The organism is Micromonospora purpureochromogenes, from assembly GCF_900091515.1.
GTDB lineage: Bacteria > Actinomycetota > Actinomycetes > Mycobacteriales > Micromonosporaceae > Micromonospora > Micromonospora purpureochromogenes.
This window is the reverse complement of the sequence record NZ_LT607410.1, coordinates 3,816,043-3,836,065: the sequence shown is the minus strand read 5'-3', so window position 1 is coordinate 3,836,065 and position 20,023 is coordinate 3,816,043. Positions and strand designations below refer to the sequence as shown.

The following is a 20,023-nucleotide window of genomic DNA, read 5'->3' as shown; positions in this document are numbered from 1 at the left end:
GAGTCAACCACAGCCCTCGGCCCGCCGCGCGGCGAGCCTCAGCCTTCGCCGGCCTCGCGGCGGCGCACCCGCTCCCGCTGCGGCACGACCGTGTACTTCGGATCGCGGGCCGAGGCGACGCCGCCGTGGAAGATGCCGAACCGGGTGGCCACCGACGCGGCGAGCAGCGCCCCGCCGGAGAGCGCGGAGATCACCCGGCTGCGCCGGCCGACCAGCGCCCCGGCCACCCCGGCGGCGGTCAGCGCCCGCCCGGCGCGCAGCAACCGGCCGGCCCGGCCCGTCCGGTACGGCTCGCTGAGCAGCCCGAGCCGGGTCTCCACCGAGTGCGAACCGAGCAGCTCCAGCGCCGCGCCGGCCACGGCCATCCGCCGCGCCGGGCCGGCCTGCGCGCACGGGGCGGCGATCAGCCCCACGCCGGCGCCGCTGGCCAGCGCGCTCCCCGCGAAGATGGTCGGCAGTTCCGGGTACGCCTCGTGCCAGGACGGCACCGCCGTCCCGGCCAGCAGTACCCCGGTGTACGTGGCCAGGGCGGGCGCGGTGGCGGCGGCGGCCAGCCCGGCGGCCTGCCCGACCGGGGGCAGCACCCGGCGGGCCAGCCCGAGCACGCCGCGCTCGGGGAGCCAGGGCGCCGCCTCGGCGATGGCCGCAACGCCGGCGGCCGGCCCGAAGGCGCTCAGGATCCAGGTGCCCACCGACATCGGCGAGGTCGGCTTCGCGACCCGCAGCATGTGGTGGAAGCGGGACGGCCGCCCCAGGTCGTGGATCAGGAAGTACGCGCTGGCGGTGACCGCGCCCAGCGCGGTGACCCGGCCGGCGCGGCGCAAGGCGGGGCGGCCGGTGAGCTGCCCGCCGGCGGCCAGCAGCGAGGAGCCGGCGGCCAGGCCCCCGGTGAACAGGTACGCGGCGATGTCCCACCGCCACACCGGCGCCTTGAGGATCGGTCGGCCGTAGTACGAGGTGAACTCGGCCTCCGGCACGCGCAGTTCCTCGCCGCCGCGCCCCGCTCGTCTGCGGCGAGCGCGGCGATCGACCGGCGCGACGTCGCGGGGCGGGTGCGGGGCGAGGTGCACCTCGGCGGCTCCCGAGTCGGTACGGGCCGCACCGACGCCGGTACCGCGCGCACGGCCTTCGCGGTCGATGGCCCGGGCCCCGTTCACGGCGCCCCGGTCCGCCTCCGTCGTCCGCGCGGCGTCCACGGTGGCCTGGTCGGGCCCTGTTGCCCGGGCGTCCATGGCGGCCCGGTCAGGCCCTGTCGCTCGGCGGGCGTCCACGGTGGCCTGGTCGGGCGCGGGGGCGGGTCCGGACGTCATGGCGCCCGCACCGACCCGCCGCTGGTCGTCGCCCGGACCGCCGGGTTCTCCGGCGGAGGGCTCCGACGGCTCGGGGCCGGCGGGCCCCACGCCGACTTTCGGCCCGTGGCCGCCCCGGTGGCCGGGGCCGCCGAGGCGGCCCGGTCCCTGCGTCTCCAGCCGGTCGCGGAAGCGACGGAACAGCGAGCCGACGGGCGCGCGGTCCGGACTCACGACGAACCCCCGACGAACGCGGCGACCACGGCCGCCGTCATGGCCAGCGCGGCCAACCCGGCCCGCTTCCACATCTTCGGCAGGTCGCGGGTGGTCACCACCGGGTCCGGCGGCAGGCCGTACACCTCGGGCTCGTCGAGCAGCAGGAAGAACGCGCCGTCACCGCCGACGCCGTCGGTGGGGTCGTTGCCGTAGAGCCGCGCCTCCGGCACGCCCCGCTCGTGGAGCTGGGCCACCCGCCGCGCCGCCCGCTCCCGCAGCTCGTCCAGCGGGCCGAACTGGATCGACTCGGTGGGGCAGGCCTGCGCACAGGCGGGCGTCATGCCCGCGCCCAGGCGGTCGTAGCAGAGGGTGCACTTCCACGCCCGGCCGTCGCCCTTACGCTGGTCGATCACCCCGTACGGGCAGGCCGAGATGCAGTAGCCGCAGCCGTTGCAGATGTCCTCCTGGACCACCACCGTGCCGAACTCGGTGCGGAACAGCGAGCCGGTCGGGCAGACGTCCAGGCAGGCGGCATGGGTGCAGTGCTTGCAGACGTCCGACATCATCAGCCAGCGGAAGTCGGTGCGCTCCTCGACGCCGGTGGACCGGCCGGGCGGCTGCGAACCGGGCATGCCGAGGAACTGGCCGCCCGTACCGGTGCCGTTGCCGCCATCGGTGGCCGGTGCGGCGGCGCCGGCCACGGCCATCCGGGCGGCGGCGGAGGCCGAGCCCGGCGGCACACCCGGGTCGGTGCCGGTCGGGTTGCCGGTGCCGGCGGCCACGGCCGCCGAGGACGCGCTGACCGACCCGTCGGTCGGGGTGCCGGCGAACGGCGGGGTGCGGTGCCCGGCCGGGACGGGCTGCTCGATGAAGGCCACGTGCCGCCAGGAGTTGGCGGTCAGCGCGCCGGTGTTGTCGTACGACATGCCGAGCAGGTCGAACCCGGAGTCCGGTACCCCGTTCCACTCCTTGCAGGCCACCTCGCACGCCTTGCAGCCGATGCAGACGCTGGTGTCGGTGAAGAAACCCACCCGCGGGCCGGCGTCGACCCAGCCGGCGTCCGGGGCGGGGTCGAGGGGGCCGTAGAGGCTGTTGGCGTCAGGCATCGTCGACATCCTCCCCCTCGCCTGGCGGCGGCGCAGGGGGGCGTACCCCGTCGGTCACCGTGGGCGCCGACCGTCCCGGCACGATCCCGGCCCGCCGCTGGTAGTCGGCGACCAGGTCCCGCAGGGCCGGCCCGGTCGGCCGCCGCCCGGGCCGCACGGCGCAGGTGCCGACCTTGCTCTCCTGGATCAGTACGTTCGGGTCCAGGGTGATGCCGAACAGGTCGTTGGCCGAGTCGCCGGTCACCAGGCCCTCGAAGCCGAAGTGGTACGGCAGCCAGATCTGGTGGATCACCCGGCCGTCCACCCGCAGCGGGGTGAGCCGGTCGGTGACCAGCACCTTCGCCTCGATCACCGCCCGGCCGCTGACCAGGTGCGCCCAGCCCAGGTGGGTCACCCCGGTCTCGGCGGCCAGCTCCGGCGACACCTCGACGAACATCTCCGGCTGCAACTCGGCCAGCGGCCGCACCGTCCGGCTCATCGCGCCGGCCGTGTGGTGCTCGGTCAGCCGGCTCACCGTGAACACGTACGGGAAGACCTGGCTGTGCTCCTCGGGCGGGCTCGGGTTCACCGAGTTCACCGGGTGGTCGTAGACCTTCCGGATCGGGTTGGCCTGCTGACCGTAGAGCGGGTTGCGCAGCGGCGACTCGGCCGGCTCGAAGTGCGTCGGCAGCGGGCCGTCGAGCACCCCGCTCGGCGCGTACAGCCAGCCCTTGCCGTCGGGCTGCATGACGAACGGGTCGTCACCGGCGATCCCCGCCGGCCCCGACGCGCCCTCCGGCGGCCGGTACGTCGGCGGTTTGGTCTTCTCGAAGTCCGGTACGTCGTAGCCGGTCCACTCCCCGGCGTCCGGGTCCCACCAGACGTAGCGCTTGCGCTCGCTCCACGGGCGGCCCTGCGGGTCGGCCGAGGCGCGGTTGTAGAGCGTTCGGCGGTTCGCCGGCCAGGCCCACCCCCACTCGGCGGCCACCCAGTCCTGCTCGTGCCGGGACTTGCGCCGGGCGGCCTGGTTGACCCCGTCGGCGTAGACGCCGGTGTAGATCCAGCAGCCGATGGCGGTGGACCCGTCGTCCCTGGCCTCGGCGAACGCGGACAGCGGGCGCCCGGTCGCCACGTCGTACCCGTTGATCTCGCGCAGCACCGCCTCGGCGCTGGGCTCCGCGTGCGGACCGTGCGTGGGATAGTCCCAGGCCAGGTCGAGCAGCGCCCGGTCCCGCGGCTGGTCCGAGTCGGCCAGCTTCTCCCGCAGCCGACAACCCAGGTGGTAGAAGAACCACAGCTCGGAGCGGGCGTCGCCCGGCGGGTCGAGCGCCTTCTCCCGCCACTGCAACAGTCGCTGCGTCTGGGTGAAGGTGCCCTCCTTCTCCACGTGCGAGGCGGCGGGCAGGAAGAACACCTCGGTGCGGCACTCCTGCGGCACGATCTCGCCGGTGGCGACCTCCGGGCCGTTCTTCCAGAAGGTCGCGCTCTCGATCATGAACAGGTCGCGGACGACCAGCCAGTCGAGGTTGGCCATGCCCAGGCGCTGGGCGCGACCGTGCGCGGAGCCGACCGCCGGGTTCTGGCCGAGCAGGAAGTAGCCCTTGACCTTGCCGTCGATCATGTTCAGCACCTGCTGGTAGGTGCCGTGGTCGCCGGTCATCCGGGGCAGGTACCCGTAGCAGAAGTCGTTCTCCGGCGTCGCCGCCTCACCCCAGTACGCCTTGAGCAGGCTCGCCCCGAAGGCGCGCGCGTTGCCCCAGAAACCCTTCTGCCCGGGGTGCCGGATGCTGTCCACCCACTGGTCGAAGGTCGGGTGGTCGGCGTGATGCGGCATCGGCAGGTAGCCGGGAAGCAGGTTGAACAGCGTCGGGATGTCGGTGGACCCCTGGATGCTGGCGTGCCCACGCAGCGCCAGGATCCCGCCGCCAGGCCGACCCATGTTGCCCAGCAGGAGCTGGATGATCGCGCCGGTGCGGATGTACTGCACGCCGACGCTGTGCTGGGTCCAGCCCACCGAGTAGATGAGCACCCCGGTGCGCTCCCGCCCGGAGTTCTCCGTCCAGGCGCGGGCCAGCTCCAGGAACCTCTCCTGCGGGATGCCGCAGACCCGCTCCACCATCTCGGGCGTGTAGCGGGCGAAGTGCCGCTTGAGGATCTGGTAGACGCAGCGCGGGTGCTGCAACGTCTCGTCCCGCGGCACCTGACCGGCGACCTGCGCGCCGTGCGACTCGTGTCGCAGCCCGGCCGCGCTGTCCCGCTCCTTGGCGGTGTGCCCGCTGCCGGAGGTACCCTCGTGGCCCTCGTACTGCCAGCTGTCCTGCACGTAGCTGCTGGTCTCCGGATCGAATCCGGAGAAGAAGCCGTCACCGTCCTCGGCGTCGACGTACCGCTCGCTGACGATGGTGGCGGCGTTCGTGTACGCCAGCACGTACTCCCGGAAGTCCAGCTCGTTCTCCAGGATGTAGCGCACCACCCCGCCGAGCAGCGCGATGTCGGTGCCCGCGCGGATCGGCAGGTACGTGTCGGCCACGGCGCTGGTCCGGGTGAACCGGGGATCGACGTGGAACACCTTGGCGCCGCGTCGCTTGGCCTCCATCACCCACTGGAAGCCCACCGGGTGGGCCTCGGCCATGTTCGAGCCCTGGATGACGATGACGTCAGCGTTGGCGACGTCCTGCTGGAAGTCCGTCGCGCCACCGCGACCGAAGCTGGTCCCCAGACCGGGGACGGTGGCGGAGTGTCAAATACGCGCCTGGTTCTCGATCTGGAGCGCCCCCATCGCCGTGAACAACTTCTTGATGAGGTAGTTCTCCTCGTTGTCCAGCGTCGCCCCGCCCAGGCTGGAGATGCCCAGCGTCCGGTTGAGCGGCCGGCCCTCGCTGTCGACGTCCTCCCAGGTCTCCTCGCGGGCGGCGAGGATCCGGTCGGCGATCATGTCGAGCGCGGTGTCGAGCTCCAGGTCCTCCCACTCGGTGGCGTACGGCCGGCGGTAGCGGACCGTGGTCTGCCGCAGCGGGCTGGTCACCAGGCTCTTGCTGGCCGAACCCTTCGGGCAGAGCCGGCCGCGGGAGATCGGGCTGTCCGGGTCGCCCTCGATCTGGGTGACCCGACCGTCGGTGACGAACACCCGCTGCCCGCAGCCCACGGCGCAGTACGGGCAGACCGAGCGGGCCATGCTGTCCGCCGTCTCGGTGCGCGCGGTCAGCTCGGCGGACCGGCCGGACTGCGCGGCGGCACCCCGACCCAGCGGGTCGGTGCCGGTGAGCTGCCGGTAGACCGGCCAACCCTCGATGAAGGTACGCAGACCCATGCTCCCGCACCCCCTCCCCGACGCCGTCGACCCTCTGAAGATAGGACAGCGCGGCGGCGCCCGCGAGCGGAGCGGAGGGATCGCTTTCCGCCGGTACAGACAGCGCCGCCCCCGGCCCTGGTGGGTCGGGGGCGGCGCTGGGGTGTCGGTGTGCAGGTCGCCTCTCGGCGAGTGGCACGACGCGGCTCCAGCCGAACGGTATTCCGCGAAGGCAATTTAGGTGAGGCCCGGGGACACTGGACACACCGACACCTGACTCAACAGGCTACCCGCTCCGGGTCTTCCATCTGCCTTCGTGACGCGTGCCACTGGGTCCGTGGGTTGCGGTGGTGGGGTGTGGCCCGCCGTGCCCGGCTCCGGGCGGTCAGGCTTGATCCCTGCGCCGGGCACGGCGGGCCACACCCCCGTCGTGCGCGCCCTCCGCCCGGCCCTCGCCGCCCCGCACCCTCCACCCCTACCGCGCCGCGCCGCGCCTACCGGCATGGGTTGATCATGAGGTTGGCAGCGGAGTGAATCTCCCCCACCGCCGCCAACCTCATGATCAACGGGGTGGTCGGGGTCCGGTCCGGGGGATCTTGGACAGTTGCCGTTCCGACGGAACGGTAAGTGTCCAAGATTCGCTCGGACCGGGTGGGTTCCCGGGCGGATACGCCGCTGGCCGGCACCCCGCTCGGGGGTGCCGGCCAGCGTGAGTGTTCAGGTGGGTCAGTTGTTCCAGTGCTTGGCGACGAGGTCGGCGGCCTGCTGCTCCCACTGGGCGTAGTGGTCGGGGTAGGCCGAGACCTGCACGGTCTGGGCTGCCTTGGTCAGCGGCATGTCCTGCCAGCCGTCGACCTGCTTGAGGCCCTTGAGGAACGCCATCGTGCTGTATTCGGGGTCGGTGATCTGCTCGACCGTGCCCCAACCCGAGGACGGGCGCTGCTGGAACAGGCCCTGCGAGTCGAAGTCGTTGCGCTCACCCAGGTGACCCAGGTTCTCCAACTTCGACTCCTGCAGGCTGGTCGCGATGGCCACGACGGCGGCCCGCTCATCCATGCCCGACTTCTTCGTCGCCGCGATGATCGCCTTCACATTCTTCGTCTGCTCGGCGCCCACATCGATGCGCGACTGCTTGCCCTGCACACCGTGCGGGATCAACTTGCCCTCATCCACACCCGGCTTGTCGGCCTGCACCACGGCGACGGCCTTGGCGTCCACCGGGTTGGCGTGGGCCTCGGTGACCGGGCCGGCGAAGACGCCACCGGCGAAGGCCAGACCAGCAATACCCAGCACGCTCTTACGCAGAATGGTGGTGTTCATGGGGGAAGCTCCTTCAGGGGGTTGACGCCGCCGGTCGACCGGGGGATCGACATGACAGGCGGCGTAAGCACCACGAGCAGGCGCTCACACACAAAGGGGGAAAAGTCTCTGCCCGGCAGGCTTCACGAGCGGGGGGCTCGCGGCGCCGGGTCCATGTGTAACGACCGGCGGCCCACCATCATTCCGGGGGCCCGCATCCCGGGCGGCCCAGGTGATCGGGCCAGGCCAGCGGGGGGTGCTGCTGCGATCGTCCAAGTGATGTAACGACCCCGGGCCGGCCACCATTCCACCGCCACAGTGCCCCCGGTCACCGGACGACCCACCACTCGCGCGCCCAGATCCGGACAAATGGGCACGCCCAGCCGAGCTTGTAACCGGATATCCAGCACGGCGAGGCCGATCCGCAGCGGGACACCCCAGGCGCCTCGATCCGAGGCTGGAACCGGACAGCCCGCCACGGCGAACGACCGGAACCGGACTTCCACGCCTTTCCGCCCTCAGTTCGCAGCGGTGCCGCCAGTAGGCGCGAGCGCGGACCTTGGTCGCGCACTGACCGAACACCGACCGGGCGGCCGGCCTGAGGCGGTCGAGGCCGGCCTGTCTCGCCGGATGATCGGGGCCGGAAACGGGCGTGAGCGGCCGGCGCGGGGTGGTGGGAGCGGGGACGCGAGACAGGGGAAATGGGCGGAGAGCGGAATGCGGGCGACCGGGTCGGCTGCGCGGAGCGCAGTCGGCGTTACCCTGACACCATGCAGGCCGTCGTCAGCACCGCGCCCCACCTGGCCCGCCCGGGCCGTCCGGCGGTGGTGGCGCGCACCCTGGCGGAGCTGGCCGGCCCCACCCGTGGGTTGGTGGAGCTGCCGGTGCGGTTGATGTGGAACGCCGACCGGACGTTCGACCTGGGCGACCCGGACCAGCTGCTCTGGATGTACGAGAACGTGCTGCGGGAGACCACCCGCGCCGAGGACCTGCGGCACCTGATCAACGGCCGGACGTTGCGGCGGGTGTGGCGGCGGCTGAACCTGCCCCGGGGCGTCCGGCAGGCGTGGGAGAGCCGGCACCGGGGTCTGCGTACCGCGTGAGCGGCCCCCACCTGCACGAGTTCTACCGGGAGGTCGCCCGGGTGGCGCTCACCGCGGCCGGCCCGCACCGGTTCGTGCTCGGCGGCGGGGTGGCCTGGGCCGCGCACGGGCTGGTCACCCGCCCCACCGAGGACGTCGACCTGTTCGCCGACGTGGAGGGCGCGGCCGCGGCCGCCGCCGCGGAGGTGCGGGCGGCGCTGGAGCGCGCCGGGTTCGAGGTGGCCGACGCCGACCCGGACAGCGACCTGGGCGGGCTGTTCGACGGCTTCGACCGCGACATGAAGGACTTCGTGGTCACCCGCGGCCCGAGGCGGATCCGGCTGAGCCTCGCCCGGCTCGACCGGTACCGCTCCCCCGTGGTGATGGACTTCGGCCCGGTGATGGACGTCCGCGACCTGGTGGCGAACAAGACCGCCGCGCTGGTGAACCGGCGCGAGGTCCGCGACTACATCGACGTGTCGGCGGCGCTGGACCACTACCCGGTGGCCGAGCTGCTGGCGCTGGCCCGGCAGGTCGACCCGGCGCTGGACGACGACGACGTCCGGGAGGCGGGCCGCTACCTGGACCGGGTGCCGGACCAACGGTTCACCCGCTACGGCCTGGACGCGCCGCGCATCGCCGAGGTCCGTCGCCGGCTGGCCGCCTGGCCCCGCTGACCGCCGCGACGGCCAGCGGGGCGCGCCGTGCTCACTTGGTGAAGCGGCCGCCGGTCACGCCGAGGATCTCGCCCGTGACGTAGCTGGACTCCTGCGAGGCGAAGAAGACGTACGCGGGGGCGAGCTCCGCCGGCTGGCCGGGTCGTCCCATCGGGGTGTCCGTGCCGAACTGCTTGACCTTCTCCTGCGGCATGGTGGCCGGGATGAGCGGCGTCCAGATCGGGCCGGGGGCCACCGCGTTGACCCGGATGCCCTTCTCGGCGAGCTGCGCCGCGAGCCCCTTGGTGAAGTTCGCGATCCCCGCCTTGGTGGTGGCGTAGTCGAGCAGCTGCGGTGACGGGTCGAAGGCCTGGATCGACGTGGTGTTGATGATCGTGGCGCCGTCGTCCAGGTGCGGGATCGCCTCCTGGCACAGCCAGAACATGGCGTACAGGTTGGTCTTGAGGACCCGGTCGAACTGCGCGGTGCTGATGCCGGCGATGCCGTCGTCCTGGGACATCTGGTAGGCGGCGTTGTTCACCAGGATGTCGAGGCCGCCCAGGTCGGCCAGGGTCCGCTTGACCAGCTCCCGGCAGTGGCCCTCGTCGGTGAGGTCGGTACGCACCGCCACGCCCCGGCGGCCGGCCTCCTCGACCAGCCGCACCGTCTCCCGGGCGTCGGCGTCCTCCTCCTCGCCCAGGTAGGAGATGAGGATGTCGGCGCCCTCCCGGGCGAAGGCGATCGCCACCGCGCGGCCGATGCCGGAGTCACCGCCGGTGATCAGGGCCCGCTTGCCGCTCAGCCGGTCGCTGCCCCGGTACGACTCCTCGCCGTGGTCGGGCTTCGGGCCCATCTCGCGGGTCGAGCCGGGCGCGGACTGCTGCTGGGCGGGCTGGCCCTGCTGCTGGCCGTACTGCTCGGTGGGGTCCTGCTGGCTGTACTGGTCCTCGCTCACCGGTGCTCCTCGGGGTAGTTCGTCCGGCCTTCTGCTCGTCTGCCCTACCCGGCGGACCGGGCCGGAAACGAGGGCGACCGCCGCCGGGATGACCTCGGTGTTACGCCACGGTGGCCGGCGGCGCTGGTGGGGTGGAACACCTCGGGCCGCTGTGGCGGTAGTGACAGCGGCTCGTTATGGTGCGCAAGGGCGCCCACGAGGCGCCTCACCCCCATTGGAAGGCACCGCATGACCTCCTCCTCCGGCGCCTCGCGGCGCCAGGTGCTGGCCGTCGCCGCCGCCGCGGCGACCGCCCCCCTGATCGCCGGCGCCCCCGCCCGGGCCGCCGAAGCGACGGGACCGCAGACCTGGGACCTGACCGTGCTCGGCACGTCGGACACGCACGGCAACGTCTACAACTGGGATTACTACAAGGACGCCGAGTACGACGACAGCAAGCACAACGACGTCGGCGTCGCCAAGCTGGCCACCCTGGTCAACCAGATCCGCGCCGAGCGCAAGGGCAAGGCGACCCTGGTCCTCGACGCCGGCGACACCATCCAGGGCACGCCGCTGGCCACGTACTACGCCAAGCAGGAGCCGATCACCACCAGCGGTGAGACGCACCCGATGGCGAACGCCATGAACATCCTGAAGTACGACGCCGTCACGCTGGGCAACCACGAGTTCAACTACGGCCTGCCGCTGCTGGCCACCTGGATCTCGCAGCTGGGCTTCCCGGCGCTCGCCGCCAACGCGGTCAACGCGGCCACCGGCAAGCCGGCCTACCTGCCGTACGTGATCAAGAAGGTCCGCCTCGGCGGCTGGGACTCCCCGACCATCAACGTCGGCATCCTCGGCCTCACCAACCCGGGCGTGGCCATCTGGGACAAGGGCAACGTCGAGGGCAAGCTGGTCTTCCCGGGCATGGTGGAGACCGCCGCCAAGTGGGTGCCGATCATGCGTGAGCGCGGCGCCGACCTGGTCATCATCTCGGCGCACGGCGGCGACAGCGGCACCTCCAGCTACGGCCCGGAGCTGCCGAACGAGAACCCGGTCGCGCTGATCGCCCAGCAGGTCCCCGGCATCGACGCGATCCTCTTCGGTCACGCCCACGCCGAGGTGGTGGAGAAGTTCGTCACCAACACGGCCACCGGCGCGCAGGTGCTCACCGCCGAGCCGTCCAAGTGGGGCCAGCGGCTGACCCGGATGGACTTCACCGTCCAGAAGGTACGCGGCACCTGGAAGGTCCTCACCAAGCGCGCCACCATGCTGAACACCAACACGGTGGTCGAGGACCCGGCGGTGCTCGCGGCCGTGCGCGGCCAGCACGGCAAGACCGTCGACTACGTCAACACTGTCGTCGCCCGGTCCTCCGAGGAGCTGTCGGCCGCCGAGTCGCGCTACAAGGACACCCCGATCCTGGACTTCATCAACCACGTCCAGACCGAGGTCGTCACCGCGGCGCTGGCCGGCACGTCGTACGCGTCGCTGCCGGTGCTGTCGATCGCCGCCCCGTTCAGCCGCACCGCGGTCTTCCCGCAGGGCGACGTGCGGATCCGCGACGTGGCCGGCCTCTACGTCTTCGACAACACCCTCGAGGCCGTGGTGCTCACCGGCGCCGAGGTGAAGGCGTACCTGGAGTACTCGGCGAAGTACTTCGTCACCCTGCCGGTGGGCGCGGCCGTCGACCCGGCCACCATCAGCGACCCGGCCGTGCCGGACTACAACTACGACGTGATCTCGGGCGTCGACTACGACATCGACATCAGCAAGCCGGTCGGCCAGCGGATCACCCGCCTGGTGCTGGCGGGCACCGACACCCCGGTCGCCGACACCGCGCAGTTCGTCATCGCGGTGAACAACTACCGGCGCAGCGGCGGCGGCAACTTCCCCGGCATCGTCAAGACCCAGGTCTACAACGAGCAGCAGGAGATCCGCCAGCTGCTGATCGACTGGGCGCAGGCGAAGGGGACCATCGACCCGGCCGACTTCTACGTCCCGAACTGGAAGCTGGTGCGCGAGGGCGTGCCGGTCTTCTGAGCCGTACCACCGACACACGCCGACGGGCTGCGGGGATCGACACCCGCGGCCCGTTCGTGTCTGCCCCGCTGGTCGTGGTCAGCCGCCCGGCCCGAGCCGGAGGTGCCACTCGTCGTCGTTGGTCGACTCGGGCCGGTCGCGCCGCGGATCGGTCTCGGTGAGCTCCACCCGCTCGTCGGGGCGGACCGCCGGCGGCAGCTCACCGAAGCGCACGTGGCGGAGGAAGGCGTACTCCTCGTCGTCGAACGAGGTGGGCTCCGGATCGGTCATGCCCGCATTGTGCCGCCGCCGGTCCAGCACCGCCGTCGCATCAACGACGCCCGCGCGGGTAAGCGCGCCGCGACCTGGCGTCGGCGACGAGGTGGGGACGACATGCGCGCGGTACGGATGACCGCTCCCGGGGTGCTCGAACAGGTGGCGGTGCCCACCCCCGTGCCGGGGCCGGGCGAGGTGCTGCTCGCCGTCGGCGCCGTCGGCGCCTGCCACTCCGACCTGCACGTCCTCGACGCGCCCGCCGGGTTCTTCCCCACCCCGATCACCCTGGGCCACGAGATCGCCGGCACGGTGGAGACGCCCGGCGCGGGCGTCACCGGCTGGTCGCCCGGGGACCGGGCGGCGGTCTACGGGATCATCGGCTGCGGCGGCTGCCGGGCCTGCCTGCGCGGGCGGGAGAACCAGTGCCGCCGGGTGCCTCCCGGTGGCATCGGGCTCAGCCGGGACGGCGGGCTGGCCGAGTACGTGCTGGTGCCCGCCTCCCGCCTGCTGCCCGTGGGCGAGCTGGACCTGATCCAGGCCGCGCCGCTGACCGACGCCGGGCTGACTCCGTACCACGCCGTCGAACTGGCCCGCCCGGCGCTGCGACCGGGCACCTGCTGCGTGGTGATCGGCGTCGGCGGCCTCGGCCACCTGGCGGTGCAGATCCTGGCGGCCACCACCGCGGTACACATCATCGCGGTGGACACTGACGTGGCCGCGCTGGACCTGGCCACCCGGATGGGGGCGCACCACGTGGTGCGGGCCGACCCGGAGGCGGTCGACCGGATCCGGGAGATCGTCGGGCCCTCGCCGGACGGCGCCGACGTGGTGATCGACTGTGTCGGTGTCGACGCCACCCTGACCACCGCCCGCACGGTCGTGGCCACCGGCGGCCGGCTGCTGCTGGTCGGCCTCGGCGGCGGCACCCTGCCGGTGCGGCCCGTCGTCGACGCACCGCCCACCCTGCCGCTGGAGGTCGGCGTCGACATCCCGTTCTGGGGCACCCGCGCCGAACTCCAGGAAGTGATCGCCCTGGGTCAGCTCGGGCTGATCAGCGCCGAGGTACAGACGTTCCCGCTGGATCGGGCGCCGGAGGTGTACGACCTGCTGCGCCGGGGTGAGATCCAGGGCCGGGCGGTGGTTGTTCCGTGACCGAGGGGTGTCAGCCGGATCGGGTGGTCATGGGCTGGGCGGGGGCCGACGGCGTGCGCTGCCGTACCGGCGGGAGGCGGTCCAGCAGGGCCAGCCCGGCCCGGACGGGAGCCCGCATCAGCGTCTGGTCGAAGCTGGCCCGGCCCTGGCAGAACCGGACGAACATCCCCCAGCCGGCCGGCGTCGCCAGCAGGGCGTGGAAGACGTCGGGCCGGCGTTCGAACACCTCCAGCAGCCGGTGCCCGGCCCGCATCGACGGGACCAGCTGCTCGGTCACGTCCCGCTCGTAGCCGGCCAGGTCACCGGCGGCGACCGCCGCGCCGGCGAGCGCCCCGGAGCGCAGCGCGTAGCTGATCCCCTCCCGGCTCCACGGCTCCAGCAGGCCGGCCGCGTCGCCGGCGACCAGCACCCGGCCGTGCCGCAGCGGTGACCCCTCCGCCCGGCAGCGGGTCAGGTGCCCGGAGTCGTGCTCGGCCGCCACCCCGGACAGCCCGAGCCGGTCGACGAAGCGGCGCAGGTACTCGCGGGTCCGCTCCCCCTCGCCGCGAGCGGCGATCACCCCGACCGTCAGGCTCGACCCCTTGGGGAAGACCCAGGCGTACGAGCCGGGCACCGCTCCCCAGTCGAGCAGCAGCCGGCCGCGCCAGCGCCGCTGCTCCGCCGGCGGCACCGGCAGCTCCCGCTCCAGACCCAGGTCCACCTGGCGGAAACGGACACCCACGTGCCGGGAGGTGACGCCCGAGGAACCGTCCGCCCCGACCACCGTCCGGGCGTGCACGCTCCGACCGTCGGCCAGCCGTACGCGTACCCCGTCGGGGTCCTGGTCGATGCCGCGCACCGCGACGCCCTCGCGCAGCTCGGCCCCGGCGGCGACCGCGGCCGCGCGCAGCCGGTCGTCGAACTCGTCCCGGCGGACCATGGCCACCAGCGGGGTGCGGTTGCGGCGGGTGAAGGCGCGTCGCCCGTCCCGGGTGAAGGTCACCCGGTCGACCCGGTCGTGCGCGGGCACCTCGATGCGGCCGGCGACAGCCGTCAGCGAGGTGCCGATCAGGCCGCCGCCACACGTCTTGTACCGCGGGTGCACGGCCCGGTCCAGCACCAGCGTGCGCACCCCCGCGCCGGCCGCGGCGTGGGCGGCGGAGAGCCCGGCGGGGCCGGCGCCGACGACGACGAGATCCCAGGTGATCACGGGCTCCACCCTAGGGCACCCCGGCGCGGCCGGCCGCTCACGACCGACCGATCGGGTGGGCATTGTCGGTCATTCGGCGGGTAAGCCGCGGTACCCAGACCGCCCGTGCGACGGGCGGGTCACGGCAAGGAGGTCACCATGCAGCAGGTACGTCTGTCGGAGGCCGAGGTACGGGTGTACGACGCGGTCGCCACGCTGGAGGCGCGCGGCCAGGTCCCGTACCCCGACTCGATCGCTCAGGAGGCGGGGATGGCGGAGGAGGAGGTGCACGGGCCGTTGCACCTGCTCACCGAGAAGGACCTGCTGCACCGGGAGGACTCCCCGATGGCCGGTCTGGACTTCGGCCCACGGTGGTGCGCCCGCCAGATGGCGTGACCGGTTTGCCCGACGGGGCGCCGGGTAGCGGTCGGTCATGGATGATCGACGGGCCGCCGTGACGGACGCGGGTGACCGACGCCGCTGGCAGGCCCTCGGCGTCGGGCTGGTCGCGGCGTTCATGACGCTGCTGGACGTCAGCATCGTCAACGTGGCCGTCCCGTCGATGGACCGGGCGCTGCATGCGAGCCCGAGCGACCTGCAGTGGGTGCTCTCCGGGTACGCGCTGACGTTCGGCCTGATCCTGGTGCCCGCCGGCCGGTTCGGCGACGCTCGCGGGCGACGCACCGCCTTCGTGGTGGGCGTCGCCCTCTTCACGCTCACCAGCGCCCTCGCCGGCCTGGCCACCTCACCCGCGTGGCTGGTCACCACCCGGCTGCTCCAGGGCGCCGCCGCCGGGGTGGTCAACCCCCAGGTGACCGGCCTGATCCAGCAGCTGTTCCAAGGCGCCGAACGGGGTCGGGCGTTCGGTCTGCTCGGCGCGACCATCGGCATCTCCACCGCGGTCGGCCCGCTGCTCGGCGGGCTGCTCATCCAGCTCGGCGGCGAGGAGCACGGCTGGCGTTGGGTGTTCTTCGTCAACGTGCCGGTGGGCATCCTCGCGATGGTGCTCGGCTGGCGGCTACTGCCCGCCCGACCGGCCGGGCAGCCCGACCGGCACCGCCTCGACCCGGTCGGCGTCCTGCTGCTCGGCGTCGGCGTACTGCTCGTGCTGCTGCCGCTGGTGCAACGCGAGCAGTGGGAGAGCCCATGGAAGTGGGCGCTCGTCCCGGCCGGCCTGGCGGTCCTGGTCGGCTTCGGCCTCTGGGAGCGCCGGTACGCCCGCCACCGGACACCCCTGTTCGACCTGCGGCTGTTCCGGCTGCGCTCGTACACCCTCGGCGCGTTGATCGCGCTGGTCTACTTCGGCGGGTTCACCGCCATCTTCTTCATCTTCACGCTCTACCTGCAGAACGGCCTCGGCTACAGCCCGCTGATCGCCGGCCTGGCGATCACGCCGTTCGCCCTCGGCTCCGCACTCGCGTCGACGCTCGGCGGCCGGATCGTCAACCGCTTCGGCCGCCCGCTGGTCGGCATCGGGCTGGCCGTCGTGGTGATCGGCCTCGGCACGGTGGTGCTCGTGCTGCGCGGCTCGCCGCAGCACTCCGTACCGCTGCTGACCGCGGTGCCGCTGCTGGTGGCCGGGCTGGGCAGCGGGCTGGTCATCACGCCGAACCAGACCCTCACCCTCTCCCAGGTGCCGGTGCCGCAGGCGGGCAGCGCGGCCGGAATGCTCCAGACCGGCCAGCGGATCGGCTCGGCGGCCGGGATCGCGGCGGTCGGGGCGCTGTTCTTCTCCTCGCTCGCGAGCACGGGTGGGGACTGGGCAGCGGCGTTCCGGCACTCGTTGTTGCTGGCGGTGGGGGTGGTCGTGCTGGCGTTGGTCGCGGCGGGGGTGGACATCTGGGTGGGGCATCGGCGGGGGTGACTCCGCTGGTTGATTTGGCTCCGCCGGCTGGTCGGTGGGTTTCGGTGCCGCCGGCTGGTCGGTGGTGGGTGTGGCCCGCCGTGCCCGGCTCCGGGCGGTCAGGCTTGATCCCTGCGCCGGGCACGGCGGGCCACACCCCCCGTCGTGGGCGGGCGCCGCGCGGCCCTCACCGCCCCGCACTCCCCACACCCCTGGACCTTTCGCCGTCGCCTACCGCGCCGCGCCCCGCCGACCGGGATGCGTTGATCATGAGGTTGGCAGCGGTGAAGGAGATCCACTCCGCTGCCAGCCTCATGATCAACACGTCGGGTCGGGTCTGGTCCGGGCGATCTTGGACAGTTGCCGTTCCGTCGGAACGGCAACTGTCCAAGATTCCCAGGGTGGATACGCCGCTGGCCGGCACCCCGTGCGGGGGTGCCGGCCAGCGTGTCGTTCACGTGTCAGTTGTTCCAGTGCTTGGCGACCAGGTCGGCGGCCTGCTGCTCCCACTGGGCGTAGTGGTCCGGGTAGGCCGACACCTGCACGGTCTGCGCGGCCTCGGTCAGCGGCATGTCCTTCCACCCGTCGACCTGCTTGAGACCCTTCAGGAACGCCATCGTCGAGTACTCGGGGTCGGTGATCTGCTCGACCGTGCCCCACCCGCTGGACGGGCGCTGCTGGAACAGGCCCTGCGAGTCGAAGTCGTTGCGCTCACCCAGGTGACCCAGGTTCTCCAACTTCGACTCCTGCAGGCTGGTCGCGATGGCCACGACGGCGGCCCGCTCATCCATGCCCGACTTCTTCGTCGCCGCGATGATCGCCTTCACATTCTTCGTCTGCTCGGCGCCCACATCGATACGCGACTGCTTGCCCTGCACACCGTGCGGGATCAACTTGCCCTCATCCACACCCGGCTTGTCGGCCTGCACCACGGCAACCGACTTGGCGTCGACCGGGTTGGCGTGGGCCTCGGTGACCGGGCCGGCGAAAACGCCACCGGCGAAAGCCAGACCAGCAATACCCAGCACGCTCTTACGCAGAATGGTGGTGTTCATCAGAAGTGGCTCCATTCGGGGGTTGGCACCCAGGCTCGATGGGGGTCGAGCGGGCGCAAGCACCACGACGGCGCTCAAAGATCAGGGGAAAGTCTCTGCCCGGCAGGCTTCGCGAGTGAGGGGCTCACGGCGCCGGGTCCATGTGTAACGACCGGCGGCCCACCATCATTCCGGGGGCCCGCATCCCGGGCGGCTCATGTATCGGGGCCAGGCCAGCGGGGGTGCTGCTGCGATCGTCCAGGTGATGTAACGACCCGGGGCCCGTCATCATTCCGGGCCGGGCACCCCCGGGCGACCCACGTGATCGGGTCCGGCCAGCGGGGTGCTGCTGCGGTCGTGCAGGTGATGTAACGACACCGGCCCGGCCACCATTCCGCCGCCAGGGCATCCGACTTCCGGAGCGATCTGCGCGAAACCGGACGGCAAGCGGCCCGGATATCGGACACGCGGGACGGCGAGGATCGGCCACCGTACGACCTGGACACGGCGCGACGCGGACACTCCGGCGCAGACCTCAGCGTCAGGCCCGGATCCGTCGCGGCGCTGAACGAGCCGCCGCCGCACGATCCGGACAGACCGCCCGGCCCGAACGTTCGGGGCCACACACCGCCCCAGCGGACGGGCCGGGCACAGCCGTCGCGACCACCCGGAGTCCGGGCGGAGCGCACAGGCAATCCCGACCGCCACATCCGGGCGGCCGCACCCCTCCCGCCGAGGAGCGGAACACCAGGGCCTGCGCGGGAGACAACGGTGACGTCTCGCGGGTCGGCGGCGGGAGGCGGCGGTCGGCGGAGAACACCACCAGGCAGCGGATGTGTCCGTGCCAACGGGCAAGCGGACGAGTCTCGGCCAATTGGTCCACAAAGGATGCCGTTAACAAAGTGATCGTTGGACGGGAAAGCGAAACACAATGGAAGGACTGGCGAACAGTCACCGCAGGGGGCAGCGGAATCGCGGTAGGTACCGGTAAACACATAGACCATGACCAACACCCTCGACCGCCGCACCCTCCTGCGTATGGCCGGCGCATCCGCCGGCACGGCCGTCCTCGCCGGCGCCACCCTTGCCGGCGCCGGTGCCGCCCACGCCGCCGGTGGCGCCTTCCTGCACGGCGTCGCCTCGGGCGATCCGCTGCCGGACGGCATCCTGCTCTGGACCCGGATCACCCCGACCCCCGACGCGACACCCGGCTCCGGTGTGGGCCCCGATGTGGAGGTGAGCTGGCAGGTCGCCACCGACCCCGACTTCGTCACGGTGACCGTGCAGGGCCAGCTGACGACCGGTCCCGCCCGCGACCACACGGTCAAGGTGGCGGTCTCCGGTCTGGCGCCGGCGACGACGTACTGGTACCGGTTCGGGTACGCCGGCGGATGGTCGCCGACGGGCCGGACCATGACCGCCCCGCCCACCGACGCGGCCATCGACCGGTTGCGGATGGGCGTGGTGTCCTGCGCGAACTGGGAGGCCGGCTACTTCGCGGCGTACCGGCGGCTGGCCGACCGGGGCGACCTGAACCTGGTGGTGCACCTCGGCGACTACCTGTACGAGTACGGCACCGGCCAGTTCGACGCGGCGGGCACGGTGGTGCGCAAGGTCGAGCCGGCGCACGAGGTGCTGACCCTGGCGGACTACCGGATCCGGCACGGGCTCTACAAGTCCGACCCGGACCTGGTGGCGCTGCACGCCGCGCTGCCCTGGGTGATCACCTGGGACGACCACGAGGTGGCCAACGACGCCTGGTCGGGCGGGGCGGAGAACCACACCCCGTCCACGGAGGGCGCCTGGGCGGACCGGGTGGCCGCCGCGCGGCGCGCGTACCAGGAGTGGATGCCGGTACGGATGGGCGAGGACGGCGCGATCTACCGGCGGTTCCGGTACGGGCAGCTCGCCGAACTGTCCATGCTGGACCTGCGGACGTACCGCTCGCAGCAGGCCTCCGGCACGGCGGTGGACGACCCGCGGCGCACCATCACCGGCGCCGCCCAGATGACCTGGCTCAAGGCCGGCCTGGCCGCGTCGACGGCGCGCTGGAAGCTGGTCGGCAACCCGGTGATGATGGCGCGGGTCGACGTCGGCTCGCTGCCGGCGTGGCTACTCGGGCCGCTCGGCACGCTGCTCGGCATCCCGCAGAACGGCGCGGTGCTCAACGCCGACCAGTGGGACGGCTACAACGCCGACCGCAACGAACTGGTCGACCACCTGCGGGCGACCGGGACCCGCGACGTCGTCTTCCTCACCGGTGACATCCACACCTCGTGGGCGAACGAGGTGACCACGAAGTCGACGGGGTTGTCCAACCCGGCCGCCGCGGAGTTCGTGGTGCCGTCGGTGACCAGCGACAACGTCAACGACTTCCTCAAGCTGCCGGCCGGCAATCCGCTGAGCGCCCTCGGCGCCGGGCTGATCCGGTCGACGAATCCGCACGTCAAGTGGACGGAGCTGGACGGGCACGGGTACGGCGTGCTGGAGGTGACGCCGCAGCACTGCCGGATGGACTGGTACCACCTGGCCGACCGGACCCGGGCCGGCAGCGCGAGCCGGTGGGTGGCCGGGTTCTCGGTGGGCGCGGGATCGGCGAAGCTGCGCCGGGAGACCGCCCCGACGCTCTGAGCCCGGGTACGCCCGCGAACGACGACCGGCCGGCCCCCGTGACGGGG

General features: G+C 72.6%; 15 protein-coding genes. 7 read left to right on the top strand and 8 right to left on the bottom strand.

The window, feature by feature from the left end:
* Window positions 1–38: 38 nt before the first annotated feature.
* The 4 genes from nrfD to GA0074696_RS17670 all read right to left on the bottom strand — a co-directional run bounded on the left by nrfD (window position 39) and on the right by GA0074696_RS17670 (window position 7,199).
* Complete coding sequence (gene nrfD / locus GA0074696_RS17690) at window positions 39–1,070, bottom strand: NrfD/PsrC family molybdoenzyme membrane anchor subunit (RefSeq protein WP_088964646.1); 1,032 nt, start codon at window positions 1,068–1,070, stop codon at window positions 39–41.
* 449 nt (window positions 1,071–1,519) lie between these two features.
* Entirely contained in the window at window positions 1,520–2,611 is a 1,092-nt protein-coding gene (locus GA0074696_RS17685; RefSeq protein ID WP_088962122.1) for a 4Fe-4S dicluster domain-containing protein, read from the bottom strand.
* Window positions 2,604–5,900, bottom strand: coding sequence for a formate dehydrogenase (gene fdh / locus GA0074696_RS17680; RefSeq protein ID WP_269458674.1), 3,297 nt, complete (start codon window positions 5,898–5,900; stop codon window positions 2,604–2,606). The genes GA0074696_RS17685 and fdh overlap by 8 nt, the downstream gene beginning before the upstream one ends.
* 705 nt (window positions 5,901–6,605) lie before the next feature.
* Window positions 6,606–7,199, bottom strand: a complete 594-nt coding sequence (locus GA0074696_RS17670; RefSeq protein WP_088962119.1) for a hypothetical protein — start codon at window positions 7,197–7,199, stop codon at window positions 6,606–6,608.
* A gap of 749 nt (window positions 7,200–7,948) precedes the next feature.
* Between GA0074696_RS17670 and GA0074696_RS17665 the strand changes: the two genes are divergently transcribed.
* Both GA0074696_RS17665 and GA0074696_RS17660 read left to right on the top strand, forming a co-directional pair.
* On the top strand, window positions 7,949–8,281 hold the full coding sequence (locus GA0074696_RS17665; protein WP_088962118.1) for a hypothetical protein: 333 nt from the start codon (window positions 7,949–7,951) through the stop codon (window positions 8,279–8,281).
* Window positions 8,278–8,937 carry a nucleotidyl transferase AbiEii/AbiGii toxin family protein gene (locus GA0074696_RS17660; RefSeq protein WP_231925054.1) on the top strand — a complete coding sequence of 220 codons (660 nt, stop codon included), beginning with the start codon at window positions 8,278–8,280 and terminating at the stop codon, window positions 8,935–8,937. Before GA0074696_RS17665 ends, GA0074696_RS17660 begins: the two co-directional genes overlap by 4 nt.
* Window positions 8,938–8,968: 31 nt before the next feature.
* On the opposite strand, the gene GA0074696_RS17655 is transcribed toward GA0074696_RS17660, so the two are convergent.
* Entirely contained in the window at window positions 8,969–9,871 is a 903-nt protein-coding gene (locus tag GA0074696_RS17655) for an SDR family oxidoreductase (RefSeq protein WP_088962116.1), read from the bottom strand.
* A gap of 228 nt (window positions 9,872–10,099) precedes the next feature.
* Here GA0074696_RS17655 and GA0074696_RS17650 point away from each other — a divergent pair, with 228 nt between their 5' ends.
* Window positions 10,100–11,893: a bifunctional metallophosphatase/5'-nucleotidase gene (locus GA0074696_RS17650; protein WP_088962115.1), complete on the top strand. Its 1,794-nt coding sequence runs from the start codon at window positions 10,100–10,102 to the stop codon at window positions 11,891–11,893.
* A 78-nt stretch (window positions 11,894–11,971) separates the two neighbouring features.
* Here GA0074696_RS17650 and GA0074696_RS17645 read toward each other — a convergent pair whose 3' ends face one another.
* On the bottom strand, window positions 11,972–12,163 hold the full coding sequence (locus GA0074696_RS17645) for a hypothetical protein (protein WP_088964645.1): 192 nt from the start codon (window positions 12,161–12,163) through the stop codon (window positions 11,972–11,974).
* Between the two features lie 102 nt (window positions 12,164–12,265).
* Between GA0074696_RS17645 and GA0074696_RS17640 the strand changes: the two genes are divergently transcribed.
* Entirely contained in the window at window positions 12,266–13,300 is a 1,035-nt protein-coding gene (locus GA0074696_RS17640) for an NAD(P)-dependent alcohol dehydrogenase (RefSeq protein ID WP_088962114.1), read from the top strand.
* A 10-nt stretch (window positions 13,301–13,310) separates the two neighbouring features.
* Here GA0074696_RS17640 and GA0074696_RS17635 read toward each other — a convergent pair whose 3' ends face one another.
* Entirely contained in the window at window positions 13,311–14,489 is a 1,179-nt protein-coding gene (locus GA0074696_RS17635; protein ID WP_088962113.1) for a geranylgeranyl reductase family protein, read from the bottom strand.
* A gap of 138 nt (window positions 14,490–14,627) precedes the next feature.
* Here GA0074696_RS17635 and GA0074696_RS17630 point away from each other — a divergent pair, with 138 nt between their 5' ends.
* Entirely contained in the window at window positions 14,628–14,864 is a 237-nt protein-coding gene (locus tag GA0074696_RS17630) for a hypothetical protein (RefSeq protein ID WP_088962112.1), read from the top strand.
* Window positions 14,865–14,901: 37 nt separating this feature from the next.
* The gene (locus tag GA0074696_RS17625) at window positions 14,902–16,332 is read left to right on the top strand and encodes an MFS transporter (RefSeq protein ID WP_088962111.1); all 1,431 of its coding nucleotides are present in this window, start codon (window positions 14,902–14,904) and stop codon (window positions 16,330–16,332) included.
* A gap of 440 nt (window positions 16,333–16,772) precedes the next feature.
* Here GA0074696_RS17625 and GA0074696_RS17620 read toward each other — a convergent pair whose 3' ends face one another.
* A complete protein-coding gene (locus tag GA0074696_RS17620; protein ID WP_088962110.1) occupies window positions 16,773–17,366 on the bottom strand; it encodes a hypothetical protein in 594 nt (197 codons plus the stop codon).
* Between the two features lie 981 nt (window positions 17,367–18,347).
* Between GA0074696_RS17620 and GA0074696_RS17615 the strand changes: the two genes are divergently transcribed.
* Window positions 18,348–19,976 carry an alkaline phosphatase D family protein gene (locus GA0074696_RS17615; RefSeq protein WP_088962109.1) on the top strand — a complete coding sequence of 543 codons (1,629 nt, stop codon included), beginning with the start codon at window positions 18,348–18,350 and terminating at the stop codon, window positions 19,974–19,976.
* Window positions 19,977–20,023 lie beyond the last annotated feature (47 nt).